This window comes from Dermacoccus sp. PE3 (assembly GCF_001021715.1).
Taxonomy (GTDB): domain Bacteria; phylum Actinomycetota; class Actinomycetes; order Actinomycetales; family Dermatophilaceae; genus Dermacoccus; species Dermacoccus abyssi.
This window is the reverse complement of record NZ_LDCM01000002.1, coordinates 491,241-512,306: the sequence shown is the minus strand read 5'-3', so window position 1 is coordinate 512,306 and position 21,066 is coordinate 491,241. Positions and strand designations below refer to the sequence as shown.

Sequence of the window (21,066 nt, the reverse complement as noted above, 5' to 3'; positions counted from 1 at the left end):
CCCAGTTACGTGTCTCATGTCAACTGTGGAAGGTCAACCAGCTGCACCGCCACACCCACACATGAGCGTGAGGCGCGCGTCAGAACGCGCGCCTCACGCTCATGCTGTTGATCTCGGGCCGTCTGACCGCGGCCGCGATCGCCGGTCTCCCACTGCGCCTCATCACGCTCGTCGATTAGGGCAAGCGTGACGAGCAGCTGGCTTCGCAGATGCTGTCGGGCGCGCTCGCCCAGCTCGATGCCGTGCGGGACGAGGTGGGCGGCGACGTCGACGTCACGACCGAGGTCGGCGGTGGCGGCAACCTGCGCAAGGCGGTCGCAGCCATCGACTGGAACCCGCACAGCGTGCTCCTCGTCGGCTCGTCACGCCTGGCGCAGGGCCGCCAGACGTTCCTCGGGACGACGGCCACGAGGATGCTCGAGCACCTGCCGGTTCCGATGATCGTCGTGCCCCGGCCGAACTAGGCAACGCCGACGGGTGGGCGCCCCTCACGACCGATTCCCGCGGTGGTGAGGGGCGCTCACGTGTTCTATTGCGCATGCGGGCGCGAACATAGCTGAGGCACAGGAACGAGCCAGGTACGCCATGGCTACCCCCGGTTGCCTGGTCACCATCACCCCAGGCACGTTCCGAGGAGCACCCCATGCGCACCACCACGATCGTCGGCATCACCGCACTCACCACGGCAGCGCTTGCCGCCCCGGCCGCCGTCGTGGCGCGCGACAACCCCGGTGATCTCCTGCCGGTGACGCGCATCGCGGGCTCGTCGGGAACCAGCTTCCTTCCCGACAGCTCCAGCGCTGGCAACGGCTGGAACGGCGACGACGGAGCGTCCGGTACGAGCGCCAGCTCGACGAGCGGCACGTCCACGACCGCTACCGAGGCCCAGCAGCGAGGCGTCGTCATGATCGACACCGTGACGACGAACGGCGAAGGCGCCGGCAGCGGCATGGTGCTGCGCTCTGACGGGACCGTCCTGACGAACTACCACGTCGTGGAGGGCTCCACCCAGATCCGCGTCACGGTGCCCGGCGGGCAGAAGTACACAGCCGAGGTGGTCGGACATGACGCGTCACACGACATCGCCGTGCTCAAGCTCAAGGGCGCAAGCAACCTGGCCACCGTCCGACTCGACACCGACGGCGTGAAGGTCTCCGAGAAGGTACTCGCCGTCGGCCAGGGCGGTGGCGAGGGCGTGCTGTACGCCGCGAGCGGACTCGTCACCGCCACCGACCGCTCGATCACGGCGAGCGATTCGACGGCGCTCGACTCCTCCGAGGAACTGACCGACCTCATCCAGACGAGCGCACCCATCGTCGGCGGCTATTCGGGTGGCCCGCTCTTCGACGCGGACGGCGAAGTCATTGGCATCGACACCGCCGCTGCCTCCAGCAACTCCCTCACCGCCTACGGCAACGGAAGCTCACGCAGCGCCGAGGGCTATGCCATCCCGATCACGCAGGCGAAGTCGCTGGCCGACACCATCCTGGCCGGAACGAAGACGGCGACGAACCACATCGGCACCCGAGCCGCTCTGGGTATCGCCGTCGTGCCGAGCAGCTCGAGCCGCGGCGGGATGGCGCCCTATGGCGGGTCGAGCGGGGTCACGGTTCAGAACGTCCAAAGTGGGTCGGCCATGGCATCCACGGGCCTGGCGGCCGGCGACGTCATCACAGCCTTGGACGGTACGACCATCTCCGACACCGGCGATCTGGCCGATGTCATGGACGGCCACTACCCCGGCGACTCCATGAAGGTGACGTGGACCGACACCTCCGGCGCGACCCGCACGGCAACCGTCACGTTGCAGAAGGCGACGACGAACTGAGGGCCCGGGAGAAGCAGGCGGGCCGTTTCGACGGTGACCCCGCGCTCAGCAGCGAGGCATGGGAACCCCCGTCGATCCAGTACCGTTGTGCCATCGACCGTTCCCCCACCGTGAGGCATTCTCGATCATCATGGGCCCAGCCCTTTCCCTTCTCGCCGGCATCGTGATCGTTCTGATCATCACCGCGTTCACCGGCTGGTTCGTCGCCCAGGAATTCGCCTTCATGGCCGTCGACCGTTCCCGCACCGCAGCACGAGCCAAGGGCGGCGACGACAAAGCCGCCAAGACGCTCCAGGTCACCCGCAGCACCTCGTTCATGTTGAGCGGCGCTCAGCTCGGCATCACCGTCACCGGTCTTGTCGTCGGTTACGTCGCCGAACCGCTCATCGGTGGCGCGATCCGCGACATGGGTTCGGCAGCCGGCATCTCGAAGGCGTTCGCCGCCGTCGTCGGTGCCGTCGTCGCGCTCCTGTTGTCGACCATCATCCAGATGGTGCTCGGCGAGTTGTTCCCCAAGAACTACGCCATCGCACGCCCGGAGCAGGTCTCCGACCGCCTCGCCGGTTCGACGCTCGCGTATCTGCGCGTCTTCAAGCCGCTCATCTGGCTCTTCGACCGCGCGTCCGAGGCTCTGCTCAAGCTCCTGCGCATCGAGCCCGTGCACGACGTCGAGCACTCGGCGACCCTGCGCGACCTCAAGCACATCGTCGGCGAGTCCCGCGGCTCCGAGCTGCCCGAGGAACTGTCCGACATGATCGACCGCGCCCTCGAGTTCCCCCAGCGCCCCGCCGGTCACGCAATGATCCCGCGTGCCCGCGTCGACGTCGTCCAGGCCGACACCCCCGTCCGCGAGATCCGACAGCTCATGGAGGGCGGCCACACGCGCTACCCCGTGCTCGACAACGACGACGTCGTCGGAGTCGTCGAACTCCTCGACGTGCTCACGCTCCCGTCGGATGACGAGCGCGAGGTCAGCGAGATCATGCGACCCGCGTTCCTCATCTCATCGTTCACCGTGCTCCCCGAGGCGCTCGCGGCCATGCGAGCCGAGCGCCGCACCCTCGCCATCGTCGTCGACGAGTTCGGTGGCTTCGCCGGCGTGCTGTCGACCGAGGACCTCGCCGAGGAGATCGTCGGCGAGATCGAGGACGAGCACGACCCCGACGACCTCACGGCCATCGTCGAGGACGAGACCGGTGACGACGACGCGTGGATCTGCCCCGGCGGCACGCCCACCGACGAGGTCGAGCGTTCGCTCGACATCCTCATGCCGCCCGGCGACTTCGAAACCGTCGGCGGCGTGGCCATGGCCTACAACGGCGGCTTCGTCGAGGACGGCGTCACCGTCGAGGTTCCGCTGCCCGTCGACCCGGGCGAGTACGCCTCCGACGACGCGCCGCCTGAGCGTTTCCTCGTCATCCAGGTCATCGACACCGAGAACCGCGTGCCGCACACGGTGCGCCTCACCCTCGAAGCACGCCACGAGACGGAAGGTGACGACGCATGAGCACCACCGCCCTCATCCTCATCAGCGTCGCGATCGTGGCGCTCAGCGCCTTCTTCGTGGCCGTCGAGTTCTCGCTCATCGCAGCGAAGCGCCACCGCTTCGAAGAACTCGCCGCCACCTCCCGCAGCGCCCGCGCCGCTCTACGCAGTTCGGGTGACCTGACGCTGTTGCTCGCCGGCTCCCAGCTCGGCATCACCCTGTGCACCCTGGCACTCGGTGCCCTGTCGAAGCCGGCCGTGCACCACGCACTGACGCCGCTCCTCGCTGACCTCGGCCTGCCCAGCACTGTGGCCGACGTCCTCGCGTTCGTGCTTGCCCTGTTCATCGTGACGTTCATCCACCTCGTCGTCGGCGAAATGATGCCGAAGTCATGGGCCATTGCTCACCCGGAGCGTTCCGCGATGCTCCTCGCGCTGCCCATGCGCGGCTTCATGCTCTTCACGCGTCCGCTGCTCGTCGTCCTCAACGGCGCCGCCAACTGGCTTCTGCGCCGCATGGGCGTCGAGCCGGCCGACGAGGTCGCCGCGGCCCAGGACCCGGAGGGCCTGGAGCAGCTCGTCGAGCACTCGACGGAGACCGGCACGCTCGACCCGGTCTCGAGCAGCCACATCCGGGGTGCTCTGTCGCTGCGGGAGATGACGCTCTCCGATCTCGTACGACCCGACCACGCCATTACCGCCGTCTCGAAGGACGCCACCGCGGCGGACGTCTGGCACACCGCCCAGAAGGCGGGACACCTGCGTGTCCTCATCGGTTCGAACGGCCACTACGAAGGTGCGGTTCACGTCCGAGACACCGTCTCGCGCGAACCGTCTGCACCGATCGCCGACCTCGTCCACCCCACGGCAACGTTCGACGAGAGCACGCCGGTGACGAAGGCGATGCATGCAATGCGCGAAGGCCGCCAGCACCTCGCCCAAGTCACCCGCGAAGGCTCCTTCGTGGGCGTCGTCACGCTCTCCGACACCCTGCGCGGTCTGTTCCCCGCGGAGGTGGGCACCCGCGCTGAGCCTGCGACCAGCGACGTACCGTTGGACGCATGAACGCCTCCCCTCGCGCTGTCGACCTCACGATCACCGGCCACGTCCAAGGCGTCTCGTTCCGCGCCTACACGGCCGACCGAGCCCGCGAACTGGGCCTCGTCGGCTGGGTGGAGAACCTCGACGACGGCTCGGTGCACGTGCGTGCCCAAGGTGATCCCGACGCCGTCGAGAGCCTCGTCGACTGGTGCCACGACGGTCCGTCCGCGGCACGTGTCGACGACGTCGAGGTGCGCGATGTGGCGCCCGAGTCCGTCGACGACTTCTCCGTGCGGCGCTGATCGCCCCCTCGATGGAGTGCGTCTACTTCGACCGGCATCTGTGCCGCTCGTGCACCCTGCTCGAAACTCACTACGCGGAGCAGCTTCGCAATAAGCAGGCTCGGGTCGCCGAAACGCTGGCCACGCGGATCCCCGACGGTGTCTGGCTGCCCGCGCGGGCGTCGGCCGAGACGCGGTTCCGGTCCAAGGCGAAGCTCGCCGTCGGCGGCACCCTGCAAGCGCCGACACTCGGCATCACGGACGCAGATGGAACCGGGGTCGACCTGCGTGAGTGCGGTATCCAGGACGCAGCCATTTGGGACGTCGTGCCCGACCTTGCAGGCTTCGTCACGTATGCCCGGCTGCGGCCGTACGACGTCGCAGAGCGCGAGGGTGACCTCAAGTTCGTTCTCGTCACCGCGAACACCGACGGCGAACTCATGGTGCGCTTCGTCCTGCGCAGCGAGGACGACGTAGCGCGTCTACGCGAGGCGTTGCCCGCTCTCCTCGAGCGCCTCCCCCAGGTGCGCGTCGTCTCGGCGAACATCCATCCCGAGCACAAGGCCGTGGTCGAGGGCGACCTCGAGATCCCACTGACGCCGGAGCAGACCCTGCGTCTGCCGGTGGGCGACGTCACGCTGCACCTGCGTCATCGCAGCTTCCTCCAGACGAACACCGACGTCGCCGGCGACCTGTACCGACAGGCCGCCGCCTGGGCCGACGCGGTGCACGCGCGCAACGTCCTCGACCTGTACTGCGGGGTCGGCGGGTTCGCACTCCACCTCGCCGGCGAGCACCGGAGGGTGCACGGCGTCGAGATCGAACCCACCGCGGTGGAGAGCGCGCGCCTGGCTGCGTCGGAGCGAAGCACCGCAGGGGATGTCACGTTCGAGGTCGGTGATGCGAGCGTGCTCGACGTGCCTGCGGAAGACTCCGCCGACCTCGTCGTCGTCAACCCACCACGACGGGGTATCGGCGAGCACCTGGCTCGTACGCTCGACGGCAGCGGCGCGCACACCGTCATCTATTCGAGCTGCAACCCGACGACGCTCGCGGCCGATCTGGAACACCTCGCCTCCTTCGATGTCACCGCCGCGCGCCTGTTCGACATGTTCCCGCACACCCACCACGCCGAGGTGGCCGTGCTCCTGCGCCGTCGCCTCTGAATGCGGTCGACCGCATAACCATTCGGACACAAAGCTCCTGCGCCCCGAACCGCTGCGCCGATTCAGGGATCGCCAAGAATAGATTGAGGGGTCTTTCACCCACGTCACACCTGGGAGCCCTGAGTGCCCGAGAACTTGCCCGCTGACGCCCGCGACGCGTCAGAACCCTCCGCGCCTTCGACCTCGACGCCGAAGAAGGATCGCAGCCACTGGCTGTACATCGCCGTCATCATCGCCGTGATCGGCGGCATCATCTTTGGTCTCGTCGCTCCCGACGCGGCCAAGGAGTGGAAGCCTGTCGGCGAGATGTTCGTCGATCTCATCAAGATGATGATTTCGCCGGTCATCTTCTGCACCATCGTCCTGGGTATCGGCTCGGTGCGGAAGGCTGCCACCGTCGGTAAGGCCGGCGGTCTGGCCCTCGCTTACTTCCTCACGATGTCGACCTTCGCACTGGCCATCGGCCTCGTCGTCGGCAACATCATCCAGCCGGGACACGGGCTCAAGATCACCCCCGGTTCGGCTGACAAGTACGTCGAAAAGGCGTCGGAGTCCGACCACGGCCTCCTCGGGTTCATCGCCGACATCATCCCAACAACTCTGTTCTCCCCTCTCACCGGCGACAGCGTCCTGCAGACCCTGTTCGTCGCCCTGCTCGTCGGCTTCGCCATCCAGAAGATGGGCGCCGACGCCGAGCCGGTGCTGCGCGGTATCACCTACCTGCAGAAGATCGTCTTCCGCGTGCTGACGATGGTTCTGTGGCTCGCCCCGATCGGTGCATTCGGCGCCATGGCTGCGGTCGTCGGAGAATCCGGAGCCAAGGCCGTCGGTGAAATGCTCAAGCTGATGTTCGGGTTCTACGTCACCTGTGCTCTCTTCATCTTCGTCATCCTCGGCGCACTGCTGTGGCTCGTCGCTCGCGTCAACATCTTCAAGCTGCTCAAGTACCTCGCCCGCGAGTTCCTCCTCATCGTCGCGACGTCGTCGTCCGAGTCGGCCCTGCCGAACCTCATGGCGAAGATGGAGCACGCCGGCGTCGACCGCTCCACGGTGGGCATCGTCGTACCGACCGGCTACTCGTTCAACCTCGACGGCACGGCCATCTACCTCACGATGGCGTCACTCTTCATTGCCGACGCCATGAACATGCCGATGTCGATGGGTGAGCAGATCGGTCTGCTCCTGTTCATGATCGTGGCGTCCAAGGGGGCCGCAGGTGTTACCGGTGCGGGCCTCGCGACCCTTGCCGGCGGCCTGCACGCGCACAAGCCCGAACTCGTTGACGGCGTCGGCGTCATCGTCGGTATCGACCGCTTCATGTCCGAGGCTCGCGCGCTGACGAACTTCGCGGGCAACTCCGTCGCCACGGTTCTCGTCGGCACGTGGACCAAGTCCATCGACCGCGAGCGCCTCAACATCGTCCTGGACGGCAAGGAGCCGTTCGACTACTCGACGATGGAGGATCACGGCAGCGAGGCTTCAGCGCGTCACTGATCGGTTCTCCCCGGTTTCGATGCGATCCCGTCACCCGCGAAGGGTGGCGGGATCGCATCGTTATGGAACCTATATGCGCACCGCGGGTGTCGACGACGTGGGCCACGCCACACCGCCCGTAGGGTCGCGGGATACCCCTACTCCGACGACGTCCGAAAGGCGGCCACGTGTCGAGCCCAGTCGCACCACAGAACGAGGAGGTGGCGGGCGAACAGCTCTCCCGCGGCCTCAGCAATCGCCACATCCAACTGATCGCCATCGGCGGAACGATCGGCACCGGCCTCTTCATGGGCTCCGGCCGCACGATCAGTGCCGCCGGCCCGTCGGTCATCCTCGTCTACGGGATCATCGGCTTCTTCCTGTACTTCGTCCTGCGCGCCATGGGCGAACTGTTGCTGAGCAACCTCGAGTACAAGTCGTTCGCGGACTTCGCCGGTGACATCCTCGGCCCGTGGGCCGCGTACTTCACGGGGTGGACGTACTGGTTCTGCTGGATCGCCACCGCGATCGCCGATGTCGTCGCCATCGCAAGTTACGTCGCGTTCTGGTGGCCTGATCTCCCCCTGTGGATTCCCGGCCTGGCGCTTATCTTCCTTCTCCTGGCGCTGAACCTGCCCTCGGTGAAGTCCTTCGGTGAGCTCGAGTTCTGGTTCGCCCTCATCAAGATCGTCGCCATCGTGGCGCTCATCATCATCGGCCTGTACATGGTGTTCACCGGCTTCTCCTCCGGCGGTTCCAAGGCCGCGTTCTCGAACCTGTGGGACCACGGCGGCTTCTTCCCCAAGGGCTTCATGGGCTTCGCGGCCGGCTTCCAGATCGCCGTGTTCGCGTTCGTCGGTGTCGAGCTCGTCGGCACGGCAGCCGCCGAGACGAAGGACCCGCACCGCAACCTCCCCCGCGCGGTGAACTCGGTGCCGATCCGCATGCTGCTGTTCTACATCGGCGCCCTCTTCGTGCTGATGTCGGTTCGTCCCTGGACGGAGTTCAAGGCGGGCGAGTCGCCCTTCGTCAAGATGTTCGCGCTCGCCGGTCTCGCGGCAGCCGCGGGTGTCGTCAACTTCGTCGTCCTCACCTCGGCGGCGTCCTCGGCCAACTCGGGCATCTACTCGACGTCGCGCATGATCTACGGCCTCAGCCGTCAGGGGGACGCACCCCGGGCGTTCTCGAGCCTGTCACGCAACAAGGTTCCGGTCGCGGCGCTCCTGTTCAGCTGTGTGTTCCTGCTCATCGGCATTCCGCTGCTCTACGCCGGTGGCGGTGTTGCCGAGGCCTTCGACATGATCACCACCGTGTCGGCGATCTGCTTCATGTTCGTCTGGACGATCATCCTGCTCAGCTACATCACCTACCGCCGCCGTCGTCCTCACCTGCACAAGAAGAGCACCTTCAAGATGCCCGGCGGCATCGGCATGTGTGTGGCCACGATGGTGTTCTTCGTCTTCGTCCTGTGGACCCTGACGACGCAGGAGAGCACCCTCACGGCGCTGCTGTGGACGCCCCTGTGGTTCGTCCTCATCGGGATCGGTTACCTCTTCGTGCGCAACACGCCGGAACACCGCGTCCTGCGTGGCCAACACGCCGACAAGGTCGTGGCCGAGAAGCGGGCAGCAGCAGCACACCGCTGACCTCTTTCTGCTCGGACCGACGACGGCCGTCCGCTCACTTCGGTGGCGGGCGGTCGTCGTCGTATCGCGAGCGCTGAATCGCCGTCCTCTGTCCACAGGTGTGACGGCCGTTCGGGGCTGTGGACGGCCCCCGGCACGCTCGGTGCGTTTCGGCGCACGCTGAAGGCATGACGATCAATCCAGCCCACGCCCCCATCACCTCCCGATCGACGCTCACGGCGTTCTGGCAGAACGTGCTCGGTGCCAGCCGGCCACAGGGGCGCAGCCTCTGGCTCGCCTTCCACGACGAGAACGGCCGCGTCCACAAGGCACTCACCCAGATCGACGGCCTCGCCCTACGTCCCGACGCGGACGCCGTCGCCAACCTCGCGCTCGTCGTCAGTTCGATCGCTGAGGAGTCGCCGGACATCACCGGAGCGCTCGTCCTGCTCGAACGCGGCGGAACGAGCGGAGCCTCCCCGTTCGAGGAATCGTGGGCGGACGCCCTCACCGTCGCCCTGGAGGGGTACCTGCGGTGGCCGGTCATGGTCGCGGCACCCGGCAAGCTGGCGGAGGTGCCGCTCTGGACGAGCGCGGCGTGATTCCTGCTTCCCCGTGATCCTGTCGGCACGAACGCCAGGCGTGTCCACGGCGTGAAACGATGGCCTCATGAAATTCTCAGAGAACGTCGCCGACCTTGTGGGCAACACCCCGCTCGTCAAGCTCGGCCCGGTAGCACGTGAGGCGGGCGTCGAATGCACCGTCCTCGCGAAGGTCGAGTACTTCAACCCCGGAGGCTCGGTCAAGGACCGCATCGCCCTCAAGATGATCGAGGCCGCAGAGGCCTCGGGCGAGCTCAAGCCCGGTGGCACCATCGTCGAGCCGACGTCCGGCAACACCGGTGTCGGCCTCGCGCTCGTCGCTCAGCGCAAGGGCTACCGCTGCATCTTCGTCTGCCCCGACAAGGTGGCCAAGGACAAGATGGACGTTCTGCGTGCGTACGGCGCCGAGGTGGTCGTGACGCCCACGTCGGTGGCTCCCGATCACCCGGATTCGTACTACTCGGTCTCCGACCGCATCGTCGCGGAGACGCCGGGCGCGTGGAAGCCGAACCAGTTCTTCAACGAGTTCGGCCCGCAGTCGCACTACGAGAGCACGGGCCCGGAGATCTGGCGTGACACCGAGGGCAAGGTGACGCACTTCGTCGCCGGCGCGGGTACCGGCGGCACGATCACCGGCACGGGTCGCTACCTCAAGGAGATCAGCGCCGACCGTCCGGAGAGCGAAGGCGGGCGCGTCCGCATCATCGGTGCCGACCCCGAGGGATCGATTTACTCGGGCGGCAGCGGACGCCCGTACCTCGTCGAAGGTGTCGGCGAGGACATGTGGCCGGGCGCGTACGACCCGTCTGTTCCCGACGACGTCATCGCCATCAACGACCAGGACGCCTTCACGATGACGCGAGCTCTCGCCGAGAAGGAAGGTCTTCTCGTCGGTGGCTCGAGCGGCATGGCCGTCGTCGGTGCTCTGCGTGTGGCGAAGGACCTGCCGGCCGACGCCGTCGTCGTCGTCCTGCTGCCCGACTCGGGCCGCGGCTACATGTCGAAGATCTTCAGCGACGAGTGGATGAACTCCTACGGCTTCGTCACCGGCGGCGACGAGAAGACCGTGGGCGAGGTGCTGCGCCAGAAGTCGGGAGACCTCCCCGACCTTGTGCACACGCACCCCACGGAGACGATCCGCGACGCGATCGACATCATGCGCGAGTACGGCGTGAGCCAGCTGCCCGTCGTGGCTGCCGAGCCGCCGCTCATGCTCGGCGAGGTCCGCGGCGCCGTCAGCGAGCGCACGCTCATGGATCTGCTTTTCGCCGGAAAGGCGCAGTTGGCCGACTCCGTGGTCGATCACCTCAGCGAAGGTCTGCCCCTCGTGGGCCGGGGCGAACCGCTCTCGGCCGCCCGTGAGGCGCTGCAGGAGGAGGACGCTCTCCTCGTCGTCGAAGGTGGCCGTCCCGTCGGCGTCCTGACGCGCTTCGACCTGCTCGAGGCCCTCGCCAAGTAGGTCCCCGAGATGTGACGAAGGCCCCGCAGCCGACGCTGCGGGGCCTTCGTCATGTCCCGGTTGCTTCAGGCGCGCACGCGTTCCGCACCGGCATACACGTTGAAGTGGTCGCGGCGCATCATGCCGACGAGCACGAGCCCGTACTCCTCGCAGAGATCGACGGCCATCGACGACGGCGCCGACACCGCGACGATGCCGCTCACGCCCGCGGCGACGGACTTCTGCACGATCTCGAAGGACACACGTCCCGACACGACGAGCAGACGGTCGCGCGCAGGGAGCAGCCCGTCCATAAGGGCTCGGCCGAGCACCTTGTCGACGGCGTTGTGACGGCCGACGTCCTCGCGCACGACGTCGATCCGCCCGTCATAGGTGGCGAGCCCGGCGGCGTGGAGACCTCCCGTGCGTTCGAACGCCCTTTGCTGTTCGCGGAGGGTGTCGGGCAGGTCGCGTGCGACGTCGACGTCGAGCACCTGAGCAGAGCGCGGCCCGACGGCGCCGAGCGTCAATTGGTCGGCACTACAGACGCCGCAGGCCGCGCCGGTGACGAAGGATCGGGGGCGCGGTGGTGTCGTGTGCGGCGCGAGCGCGATCTCGATGACATCGACGTCGTTCTTCCAGCACCCGCGCAGCTGCGTGACGTCGGCCGGAGCTTCGACGCCGGATTCGACGAGAAGCCAGCCGGCGGCAAGTTCCGTGTCGTGCCCCGGGGTTCGCATGAGCACGGCGAGTGTCGTGTCACCGAGGTGGAGTTCGAGGGGCGCCTCGACGACGAGGTCGTCGGCGCGTCCGGTCATGCCACCGGCGTTGACGCGGTGGACGCGGCGACGGGCTGTCATCTGCGACACCCGGGAAGCGTACAGTCGCGAACATGGCTGACGCGAGAACCCATGTGAAGGAACGCACTTCGGTGCCTGAGGGCTTTTTCGAAACGGAGGCCGCCGGGTTGCGGTGGCTCGGTGAGGCAACGGCGAGTGGCGGAGCGGACGTCGTCGAGGTGCTCCACGTCGATTCGCGCTCGCTCACCTTGGCTCATGTCGAGTCGGCCTCCCCAAACGCCGAAGCGGCTCACGCCTTCGGCAAGGCGCTCGCCGCGACGCACGCCGCCGGAGCCCCCGGCTTCGGCGCCCTTCCGCCGGGCGCGGGTCACTACTATTTCGGTCCGCTCGATCAGCCGATCTCGCTACCCACGGACGTGTACGACGACTTCGGCACCTTCTACTCACGTGCCCGCCTGCACCCCCTGGCGGAGCGCGTCGACCTTCCGGGGCGGGAAACTCGCCTCCTCGACGACCTCTGCAGGGCACTGGAGAACGGCGCAGCCGAGTTCGGCCGTTCCCCCGTCACGCCGGCACGGGTGCACGGCGACCTGTGGAGCGGCAACGTCATGTGGTCCCCGAACGGCGTGGTACTCATCGACCCGGCAGCGTGCGGCCACCACCCGTTGGCGGACCTCGCGATGCTCATGATGTTCGGCGCTCCGCACGTCGAGGAGATCGTCGAGGGGTATGACGCAGCCCGCCCGCTACGCTCCGGTTGGCGCGAGGAGATACCGCTTCATCAGTTGTTCGGTTATCTCGTGCACCTCGACCTCTTCGGCAGCAGCTACCTCTCCCCCACGATTGATGCGCTTCGAGCAAGTGCCGAACTCTGCGGCGTTTGAGACGCAACCAATGTGACTTCGCTCACGTCGTAGTGTTGGCATATCAACCACGGGGCAGGGGAACATCTGTGCGAGCACGACGCCTCCACTCACACGCCAGGATCGGGCCACGGCACGACGCGACGAACGTTACTCACTGGCGCCCTCGCCCCGCCGCTCGTGGCGGGTGTCTCCGCCGGATCGGCCACGGCAGCCACCACGGTGACGCGCTGGGTGAAGCCGCCGTACACCGACGCCTACCCGCGATGCAGGTCAAGAACGCCGTGGGCGTCTCGGTGAGGCGGTGCCGGTCACTGGCTACTTCGTCAACACGACGTGGTTCAAGATCACCACCGGCAAGATGGCGGGTACGTACGTCTCCGGTTCGGGGCTGACCACGACGAACCCGGACACCCAGACCTTCGCCTACCCCTCACCCGACCCGTTCTCGCTCCCCCCGGTTGGCTCCCGACTCACGCGTTACGTCATCAGCCGCGACTTCTATGTCAGCACCCGCGCGTCCGCGTCCTTCTCCGCCGCGTGCAGAACATCGATCGCGCCCCGCACGAAGGTCACCGGCAAGCTCGTCTCGAGCGACTGGGTGAGGCTGGACGACGGCCGCTACATCACGACCGCGCTGCTCGCCACCACACCGGTCGTCCGTGCCTTCAACGGCCGCGTGCCGAGCGGAAGGCTGCGCGCGTTGCCCGCCTACCTAGGAGCACCGTCGGCCGCCGCATCGTCCCTCGAGCGCGTTGCGGCCACGCAGTTCATCCGGATGGGCACGGTGTTCGCGAAGGTCTTCGGCTACCACATCACCGTCGAAGAGGGCTACCGCTCGCTGTACTGGCAGAAGCACTGGTACGCCCAGTACGGCGCGCCTCGCGCTGTCTATCGGGGTACGTCGAACCACGGCATGGGGCTGGCCGTCGACATCCGAAGCGGTGCCGGATCGCCCTTCACCTTCGGTACAGCTGCCGACAAGTGGCTGACCGCGAACGGCGCAGGTTTCGGCTTCCACCGCTCGTGGTGGCTCGACCAGGGCCGCCCGAACGCCGAGTTCTGGTACTACAACTTCATCGGCTGACAGAGACGGCGAACCTCAGGCGAGGTTCGCCGTCCACCACTGCGCGAGGTCGCGGGCCGAGGTGTCGACGGCCGTCGCCCAGTCGAGCGCCGATTCGTCGGCGTCGTCGGAGACGTGCTTGACCACGCGCACCGGCACCCCAAAGCTCTGGCACGCCATGACGACCGCGTACCCCTCCATGTCGACGAGCGACGCGCGCTCGGCGAGCACGTCACGCACCGCAGGGTCGCTGACGAACAGGTCACCGGTGGCGAGAACGAGCTCAGGGTCGCCGAAACCCGTCGTCAGTCGCTCACGCGGGTCGTAGCCGAGCGCACGGATGGCGTCGGCACTCATGTCGTGATTCAGCACGACGCCTGGCTCGAAGGCGCCGCGAAGACCGGGCCGGAGCGCCCCGCAGCTGCCGAGGTTGACCACGGTGAGCCTCTCGCGACCGGCTTCCCCGCGCTCCGCAAGAGCACGCGTCGTGGCAATCGCCGCCGCCGTCTTCCCGAGCCCGGTGATGACGACCTCGACATCGTCGGGCAGATAGCGCGTCTCGCTGCGCGCCGCAGCAATGACGAGGAAACGCTCGCTCATGCCTCGAAGCGCTCCGTGTCACCGGAACCCACACGAACGACCTCCGGGTAACCCTCGGTGAAGTCGACCACCGTCGTCGGACGAGGCTCCACCGACTCCGCGTCGATGACGATGTCGACGAGGTGATCGAGTTCCTCCTTCACCGCCCAGCCGTACGTGAACGGCTCTTCCTGATCGGGCAGGATGAGCGACGTCGACAGCAACGGCTCCCCCAACGCCTCGACGATGGCACGCGCCACCGGGTGAGTGTCGAGACGCACGCCGACGGTCTTCTTCTTGGGGTGGACAAGCTTGCGCGGCACCTCGCCCGTCGCCGGCAGGATGAACGTGTACGGCCCGGGCGTTGCCGCCTTCACCGCGCGGAACGCTGCGTTGCTCAACTGCACGAGCTGCCCCATCTCCGCGAAGTCACGGCACACGAGAGTGAAGTCGTGCTTCGCGTCGAGCTTGCGGATCCGAATTATCCGCTCCTTCGCTTCGGCATTGCCGAGCGTGGCACCGAGCGCGTAACCCGACGACGTCGGGTAGGCGATGAGCGCGCCGTCACGCAACGCGTCCACGACCTGCGCGATGAGACGCGGCTGCGGGTTCTCGGGGTGGATGTCGAGGAAAGTTGCCATGCCTCACGCTACGCCGCGCTGCTGCTCCCCGTCGATGCGTGGATCCTGGTCGAAACCCCGCCGGCGGGTGTGCAGAACGTACGCCGCCATGATCAGGGGCCACTGCTCGTACGCCGCGCGGAACGCCGCGTTCGCCTCGCGCCATCCGTCGTGCTCGAAGTGCACCCGACTCCCCCAGTCGTTCTCCGAGAAGCGCACGGACACGTGGCTCGGCGCATCCTGTTCGCCCTGCCACCAGCACCACCACGTGACCTGCTCGCCGGGTTGGAGCACCTTGATTCGTCCCCACACGTCCACCCCGCCATCGGACGACGTCCACGTGACATCGGCGCCTGCGACACCGCCCAGTGAGGCGCTTTCGAACGCCAGGGGGTCACGGCTGAACTCACGCGGCCACCATCGGGAGAACTCGTCGACGAAGAGAGCAAAGGCGAGCGACTGCGTCACCGGGACGTCGTACGTCAGCCGGATGGGATCCACGAAACGTCGCCCCCTTCTCACTCAACGGTCGCTCCATCTGACCACAGCGGCTCCGTGTGTCGGGGGTTTGGGCGCAGCCGTTCGTCGTCAGGATTCGACCTGCATCCGAACGTCGGTCGGAAGGAGCACAGTACGGCTCACGGTGCACAGGCGTTCGTGCGAGAGCTCGACCGTCTCCGGGTACACCTTGCGCGCAGCGTCGCCCGCTTCACCCTCCGGGAAACGCACGGTGAAGGTGACGTCGATCGGACCCATGTGGTTGCCCTGCTCGTCACGCAGCTTGTCGCCCTCGGCGACGACGTCGAACTGCTCGGGCTCGCTGCGGCGCGAGGTGAAGATGTCGACGTCGATCGCGCTGCACCCGGCGATGGCCGTGAGCAGGAGCTCGACGGGCGTGAACTGCTCATCCTCGCCCGAACCGAAGTCGAGCGTGCCGCCGCGCGCGTTCGTCGCGGTGAAGCGACCGGCGCTCGTACGGGTGAGGGAAACACTGCGGTGGGCATCGGTAGAAGTCATGGGGCCATGGTGCCACTAAGCTCTTCGGGTGCCCCTCGTCACCGCTCCTCAAGGTCCCCCGCCCGGCAAGGGCCAGCTCGTCCTCGTCCGTCACGGCGAAACCGAATGGTCGCGCGACGGGCGCCACACCGGCACCACCGATCTCCCACTGCTTCCGGCCGGCGAAGCCGTTGCGCGCGCGGCGGGGCAGGCGCTCGCCGGTCGTCACTTCGTCGCCGAGTTCGTCTCACCGCTGACCCGGGCGCTGCGCACCGCCGAACTCATCGGCCTGAAGAACCTCGAGATCGACGAGGACCTGCGCGAGTGGGATTACGGCGGCTACGAAGGCAAGTCCACGCCGCAGATCCGTGACGAGGTCGGCTACGACTGGGAGATCTTCAGCCACGGCGTCGTGCCGGGTGAGACCCCGGGTGAGACGGTCGAGGACGTCGCGGCCCGCGCCTCGCACGTCCTGAACCGCGTCATGCCGTTGCTGGAGAGGGGCGATGTCATCCTCGTGGCCCACGGCCACCTCCTGCGCATCCTCGCAGCCGTCTACCTTCGGCAGGAGCCCCGCTTCGCCGCCCAGCTCATGCTCGACGCCGGCGCGGTATGCGCCCTCGATCACCACCACGACGTGCCCGGGATCCTCAGCTGGAACACGACGCACCTGCCGTCGGCATGACCTGCGGGATCGGGTTGTCGGTGGTCGCTCCTAGGGTGTGAGCCATGCGCATCCTCCACACCTCCGACTGGCATCTCGGCCGGTCCTTCCACGGTGAAGGCCTCGGCGATGCGCACGCGCGCTACCTCGACCACCTCGTCGAACTGACCCGCGAGGAGAAGGTCGACGCCGTCGTCGTTTCCGGTGACATCTACGACCGGGCACTGCCGAACCCGCGCACCGTCGAACTGCTCGACGACGCCCTCGTGCGACTGCTCGACACCGGGAGCCGCGTCGTGGTGACCTCCGGCAACCACGACTCGGCCACGCGCCTCGGGTTCGGATCCCGCGTCATGGAGCACTCTGGGCTCCACATCCGCGCCGCCTACGAAGGCATCGCGCGCCCCATCGCGATACCGCGGTTGGGCAGCCAGGACACGGCAGGACATGTGGTGGCGCTTCCCTACCTCGAGCCGTCCGTTGCGGCCGGGGCGTTCGACACAGAGTCGACGCACCGGGCCGTGCTCACCGAGGCGGTGACGCGCGGTCGCACCGCGCTACCTGACGACGGGCTGCCGGTCGTCGGCATGGCACACGCCTTCTTCGCAGGCGCCACGACGAGTGAGTCCGAACGCGACATCTGCGTCGGCGGTCTCGGCGTCGCGCCCCGCTCCGTCGTCGACGCCTTCGACTACGCGGCACTCGGGCACCTCCACGGCGCGCAAACCCTCAGCGAGTCGGTGCGCTACAGCGGCAGTCCGGTCGCCATGTCGTTCAGCGAAGCGGCCCACACCAAGGGCACGTGGCTCGTCGACGTCGCCCGCGGCAGTGTATCCGCCGAGTTCATCGAGGCACCGATCCACCGTTCGCTCGCCATCCTGCGCGGCGAACTCGACAACCTTCTCGCCGATCCCAAGCTCGAACACGCCGAATCGGCCTGGTGCCAGGTCACGCTCACCGACGAGATCCGGCCCGCAGCGGCCATGGAGCGCGTGCGAGCGCGTTTCCCCCACACCCTGCGCCTGATCTTCGACACGCCTCGCACCGAGGCCCAGCCGATCACCTACGCCGAGCGACTCAAGGGCCGTGACGACGTGGAGCTGTGCTGCGACTTCCTCGCCCACGTGCGTGGCGGGCGCGGCCCCAACGCCACCGAGCGCACCGCTATCGGCAAGGCCGTCAGCGCGGCTCTGCGACGCGGTGACGAACCGATGGCAGACGACGGCTCGATGTTCTCCCTCGAGGATCTGCGATGAGACTTCACACCCTGCGCCTGGAGGCGTTCGGGCCCTTCCCTGACCGTGTGGACGTCGACTTCGATGAACTCGACCAGGGCATCCTGCTCGTCAACGGCCCCACCGGCTCGGGCAAGAGCTCGCTCCTCGATGCCGTCGCGTTCGCGCTGTTCGGCGACGTCCCGGGCAGTCGACGCAGCCTGCGCAACGCCCTGCGGAGCCACCACGCCGCGCCAGAGACGGCGCCCTGGGTCGAGCTCGAATTCAGCGTCGGCCCCGAGCGCTGGCGCGTACGCCGGGCACCCGCGTGGGACGCACCGAAGCGCCGCGGTTCGGGAACCACCACGCGCCCCGCATCGGTGAGGCTCGAGCGGCGGCGGGAGGGCCAATGGCACCTCGTCTCGTCCCGTATCGACGAGGCGGCCGACATGGTCACCGACACGCTGGGCATGGGTCTCGAGCAGTTCGCCCAGGTCGTCCTGCTCCCCCAGGGCGAGTTCGCCCAGTTCCTGCGCGCCAAGCCCGAAGACCGCCGGGCCCTGCTCGAGCGGCTCTTCGACGTCGCCCGCTTCGAGGCCGTGGAGCGATGGTTCGCTGAGACGAAGAACGAACGCCTCCGTGCGAGTGAGGCCTCGCTCGAACACATCCGGGGTCACATGACGGTCGTCACCGACACGCTCACGCGTCTTGACGACGACGAGTTGCCACCGGCCGTCTGGTCCGACGAGAGCGTTGCCGACCTTCCCGAGGTGTTGCGGACCCTCCTCGCCGCCCTGCGCGGGCGCCGTGACGACGCGGGCACGCGGGCGGCCGAGGCCGCGGCCGCAGCCAAGCAGGCCGAACGCGCCGTCGAACGCGCCGGCGCGTTGCTGGCCCTGCGTGAGGCCCACGAGCGGGCGCGCACCGACCTCGACGCCTGGCCGGCCGAAACCGTCACCCAGATGAAGAATGACGCGGACGCCGCCGATCACGTGGCGGGCGTTCTTCGCCTCGCGCAACGCAGTGGACGCGCCGACAAACAACTCGAGCAGGCACGTGCCCGGCGCATCGAGACCGCCGGATCACTCGCGGAGATCACCGGGCTCGAGGCGACTGGCGAACGTCACGATGCCGACGCCGTTCTCCCGGCCGAGGCGCTGAAGGCTCGGTCACAAGCGCTTCATGCGCTGCAGTTGCACCTGCCGCGAGCCCTGCGTGCCCTCGACGACGTCGCCGCCGCTCGGCGCCATGCGTCAGCGGCCGAGCAGAAGGCCGTCGCCACGAGGGAGACGGTGGGGATGGCGAAGGCGGAGGGCGAACGTGCCGACGAAGCTGTCGTCGTCGCGGAGGAGGCGCTCAGCTCGCTGCCTGACGTGCGAAGCTCCCTCAACGCCGTTCACGCTGCGCGTCGGATTCTTCAGGAAGTCCCTGCACACAGCAGGGCCGTGACCACAGCAACCGAAGCGCGCGACGCAGCAGTGGCCACCTTCACCGACCGTGAGCACGACGCGGTGGCCCTGCGTCTGGCGCGGCTGGCCGGTATCTCCGCCGAGATCGCCACCGATCTCACGCCCGGCAACCCGTGCCCCGTGTGTGGCTCGTGCGAACACCCGAACCCTGCGACTGCGTCACCGCAGGCACCCGGCCCGCAGGCGATCGAGGCGGCGGAACGGGCTGCCCGGGATGCTGACGAGAAGCGTCGCCGTGCCGAAGCCACACTCGCCGGCGCCGAGCAGGCCTGGGCGAGCCACCTCGCGCACCTGCAAGCCCGCCTCGACGACGTCGTGGCCGCTGTGCCGGACGGGGAGACATCCCCTGCGGGGAGGGATGACACAGCCGGAGCCCTCGTCGCCGCCGATCTCGTCGATGACGACAGCGCGCTGCGTCAGACCGAGCGCGACCTGAACGAGCGGGCCCAGCGTCGGGAAGAAGCGGCCGTGACGCTGGAGAAGGCCCGATCGGGGCAGACGCGAGCCCACCGAGGCATAGCAACCGCGGAGAAGGACGCTGCCGCCGCCGTTGCACGCCGCGATGGCGCGAAAGAAGCACTGGCGGCTGCCCTCCAGCACCTCGCGGAAGCCGAGTCGTCCACCCTGCAGTTCGTTTCGGACTACACCGACTCCAACAACTCCCCCGTGCTGCGCGGCACCACGCTGCCCGAAGGTGCCACCGACGGCACGAGCGTGGTTGCCACGGCCACCGGCGACGATGACGCTGCGCAGAACCTCGCGGACGAGGAGCACGAGGAGGCCGTGCGCACCCGCGTCCAGCAGCTCGCTCGGTCGGTCGACGACGCGCGTCGACAGCTGACTGCGATCGACCGCGCGCGTGACGCCTTCGCCCGCGCGGACGCGACCTTCCGTACCGCAGCCACGCAGAGCGAGAGCGCCCACGCCGAACTGTCCGACGAACTCGTCGCCAAGGGTTACGACGACGTCGAGGCGGCCTTCGCCGTCGCCCTCGACGAGGACGAGCTGACGAGTCTGCGCGCCACGTGGCAACACGCCATCGAGGTCCGCGCTGCCGCGGGCGCCACCTTGGCCGACGACACCGTGGTGTCTGCGGCGCACTCCCCCGCTCCCGATCCCGCGCGGCTGCGGCGGAGGGCCGACATCTACGCACGCCGCGCGAACGAATCCTCCACCGAGGCGTCCCGATGGGCGCGGGCCTACGAGATCCTCGACTCGATGCGTGACCGCATCGCCGACGCCGTGCGCGAGCACCTCCCTGTCGCTCAGGCAGCCCGGGAGATGAGCGACCTCGCGAGCACGTTCTCCGGTATCGGCGAGAACACTCACCGCATGAGGCTCACGAGCTACGTGCTCGCCGCCCATCTCGAGACCGTCACGGCGATGGCGAACGAGCGCCTGCACCACATGACCGACGGGCGCTACCAGCTGAAGTACACCGACGAGCGGGCCAAGGGCACCGCCCGCAGCGGACTCGGTCTGGTCGTTGTCGATGCCTGGACCGGCCGCAGCCGCGACACCGCCACGCTCTCCGGCGGCGAGGCCTTCATGGCCTCCCTCGCCCTCGCGCTCGGGCTCGGTGACGCCGTGCGTGCCGACTCCGGCGGCATGGAACTGCACACCCTCTTCGTCGACGAAGGGTTCGGCTCGCTCGACCAGGACACGCTCGAGCAGGTGATGGAGGTACTGGACGGGCTGCGCGAAGGTGGGCGTCTCGTCGGCGTCGTCAGCCACGTCACCGAATTGCGCGCCCGAATCCCCTCTCAGATCGAAGTTCGCAAGACCTCCGAGGGTTCCACGGTTCACCCGATCGTGTCCGGATTCGACGTGTCAGGCGCGGTCTGAGCGCCGCCCTG

Annotated in this window: 20 protein-coding genes; 15 read left to right on the top strand and 5 right to left on the bottom strand. The window is 68.0% G+C overall.

Features of this window, described 5'->3' with window-relative positions:
- The first annotated feature begins 197 nt into the window (after nucleotides 1-197).
- The 10 genes from AA983_RS07825 to AA983_RS07780 all read left to right on the top strand — a co-directional run bounded on the left by AA983_RS07825 (nucleotide 198) and on the right by AA983_RS07780 (nucleotide 10,960).
- The gene (locus tag AA983_RS07825; protein ID WP_255352621.1) at nucleotides 198-464 is read left to right on the top strand and encodes a universal stress protein; all 267 of its coding nucleotides are present in this window, start codon (nucleotides 198-200) and stop codon (nucleotides 462-464) included.
- 179 nt (nucleotides 465-643) lie between these two features.
- Nucleotides 644-1,828 carry a S1C family serine protease gene (locus AA983_RS07820; protein ID WP_052946978.1) on the top strand — a complete coding sequence of 395 codons (1,185 nt, stop codon included), beginning with the start codon at nucleotides 644-646 and terminating at the stop codon, nucleotides 1,826-1,828.
- A 163-nt stretch (nucleotides 1,829-1,991) separates the two neighbouring features.
- Nucleotides 1,992-3,335, top strand: coding sequence for a hemolysin family protein (locus AA983_RS07815; protein ID WP_231579563.1), 1,344 nt, complete (start codon nucleotides 1,992-1,994; stop codon nucleotides 3,333-3,335).
- Nucleotides 3,332-4,378 carry a hemolysin family protein gene (locus tag AA983_RS07810; RefSeq protein WP_047311627.1) on the top strand — a complete coding sequence of 349 codons (1,047 nt, stop codon included), beginning with the start codon at nucleotides 3,332-3,334 and terminating at the stop codon, nucleotides 4,376-4,378. The genes AA983_RS07815 and AA983_RS07810 overlap by 4 nt, the downstream gene beginning before the upstream one ends.
- On the top strand, nucleotides 4,375-4,656 hold the full coding sequence (locus AA983_RS07805; protein WP_047311626.1) for an acylphosphatase: 282 nt from the start codon (nucleotides 4,375-4,377) through the stop codon (nucleotides 4,654-4,656). The genes AA983_RS07810 and AA983_RS07805 overlap by 4 nt, the downstream gene beginning before the upstream one ends.
- 11 nt (nucleotides 4,657-4,667) lie before the next feature.
- On the top strand, nucleotides 4,668-5,801 hold the full coding sequence (locus AA983_RS07800) for a methyltransferase domain-containing protein (protein WP_047311625.1): 1,134 nt from the start codon (nucleotides 4,668-4,670) through the stop codon (nucleotides 5,799-5,801).
- A 135-nt stretch (nucleotides 5,802-5,936) separates the two neighbouring features.
- On the top strand, nucleotides 5,937-7,295 hold the full coding sequence (locus AA983_RS07795) for a cation:dicarboxylate symporter family transporter (RefSeq protein WP_047311748.1): 1,359 nt from the start codon (nucleotides 5,937-5,939) through the stop codon (nucleotides 7,293-7,295).
- 167 nt (nucleotides 7,296-7,462) lie between these two features.
- Nucleotides 7,463-8,920, top strand: a complete 1,458-nt coding sequence (locus AA983_RS07790; RefSeq protein ID WP_047311624.1) for an amino acid permease — start codon at nucleotides 7,463-7,465, stop codon at nucleotides 8,918-8,920.
- A gap of 167 nt (nucleotides 8,921-9,087) precedes the next feature.
- The gene (locus AA983_RS07785; RefSeq protein ID WP_047311623.1) at nucleotides 9,088-9,501 is read left to right on the top strand and encodes a hypothetical protein; all 414 of its coding nucleotides are present in this window, start codon (nucleotides 9,088-9,090) and stop codon (nucleotides 9,499-9,501) included.
- 67 nt (nucleotides 9,502-9,568) lie between these two features.
- The gene (locus tag AA983_RS07780; RefSeq protein ID WP_047311622.1) at nucleotides 9,569-10,960 is read left to right on the top strand and encodes a cystathionine beta-synthase; all 1,392 of its coding nucleotides are present in this window, start codon (nucleotides 9,569-9,571) and stop codon (nucleotides 10,958-10,960) included.
- Between the two features lie 65 nt (nucleotides 10,961-11,025).
- On the opposite strand, the gene fdhD is transcribed toward AA983_RS07780, so the two are convergent.
- Nucleotides 11,026-11,799: a formate dehydrogenase accessory sulfurtransferase FdhD gene (fdhD, locus tag AA983_RS07775; protein WP_052946993.1), complete on the bottom strand. Its 774-nt coding sequence runs from the start codon at nucleotides 11,797-11,799 to the stop codon at nucleotides 11,026-11,028.
- On the opposite strand from fdhD, the gene AA983_RS07770 reads away from it, so the two are divergent.
- Together AA983_RS07770 and AA983_RS07765 are read left to right on the top strand one after the other, a co-directional pair.
- Nucleotides 11,793-12,623 (top strand): fructosamine kinase family protein, encoded by an 831-nt coding sequence (locus AA983_RS07770; protein WP_369798774.1) that lies wholly within the window; start codon nucleotides 11,793-11,795, stop codon nucleotides 12,621-12,623. The genes fdhD and AA983_RS07770 overlap by 7 nt on opposite strands.
- 283 nt (nucleotides 12,624-12,906) lie before the next feature.
- Nucleotides 12,907-13,689 carry a M15 family metallopeptidase gene (locus AA983_RS07765; protein ID WP_047311619.1) on the top strand — a complete coding sequence of 261 codons (783 nt, stop codon included), beginning with the start codon at nucleotides 12,907-12,909 and terminating at the stop codon, nucleotides 13,687-13,689.
- Between the two features lie 15 nt (nucleotides 13,690-13,704).
- Here the strand turns inward: AA983_RS07765 and AA983_RS07760 are convergent, their stop codons facing one another.
- The 4 genes from AA983_RS07760 to AA983_RS07745 form a co-directional block, all read right to left on the bottom strand.
- Nucleotides 13,705-14,268, bottom strand: a complete 564-nt coding sequence (locus AA983_RS07760; protein WP_047311618.1) for a nucleosidase — start codon at nucleotides 14,266-14,268, stop codon at nucleotides 13,705-13,707.
- Nucleotides 14,265-14,888 (bottom strand): L-threonylcarbamoyladenylate synthase, encoded by a 624-nt coding sequence (locus AA983_RS07755; RefSeq protein ID WP_047311617.1) that lies wholly within the window; start codon nucleotides 14,886-14,888, stop codon nucleotides 14,265-14,267. The genes AA983_RS07760 and AA983_RS07755 overlap by 4 nt, the downstream gene beginning before the upstream one ends.
- Before the next feature lie 3 nt (nucleotides 14,889-14,891).
- On the bottom strand, nucleotides 14,892-15,368 hold the full coding sequence (locus AA983_RS07750) for an SRPBCC domain-containing protein (protein WP_047311616.1): 477 nt from the start codon (nucleotides 15,366-15,368) through the stop codon (nucleotides 14,892-14,894).
- 87 nt (nucleotides 15,369-15,455) lie between these two features.
- Nucleotides 15,456-15,884, bottom strand: a complete 429-nt coding sequence (locus AA983_RS07745) for an OsmC family protein (protein ID WP_047311615.1) — start codon at nucleotides 15,882-15,884, stop codon at nucleotides 15,456-15,458.
- 28 nt (nucleotides 15,885-15,912) lie between these two features.
- On the opposite strand from AA983_RS07745, the gene AA983_RS07740 reads away from it, so the two are divergent.
- From AA983_RS07740 to AA983_RS07730, 3 genes are read left to right on the top strand one after another with little or no spacing between them, the layout of a single operon-like run.
- On the top strand, nucleotides 15,913-16,548 hold the full coding sequence (locus tag AA983_RS07740) for a histidine phosphatase family protein (protein ID WP_047311614.1): 636 nt from the start codon (nucleotides 15,913-15,915) through the stop codon (nucleotides 16,546-16,548).
- Nucleotides 16,549-16,592: 44 nt separating this feature from the next.
- Entirely contained in the window at nucleotides 16,593-17,783 is a 1,191-nt protein-coding gene (locus AA983_RS07735; protein ID WP_047311613.1) for an exonuclease SbcCD subunit D, read from the top strand.
- Nucleotides 17,780-21,055 carry an AAA family ATPase gene (locus AA983_RS07730; protein WP_047311612.1) on the top strand — a complete coding sequence of 1,092 codons (3,276 nt, stop codon included), beginning with the start codon at nucleotides 17,780-17,782 and terminating at the stop codon, nucleotides 21,053-21,055. The genes AA983_RS07735 and AA983_RS07730 overlap by 4 nt, the downstream gene beginning before the upstream one ends.
- The last annotated feature ends 11 nt before the right edge of the window (nucleotides 21,056-21,066 follow it).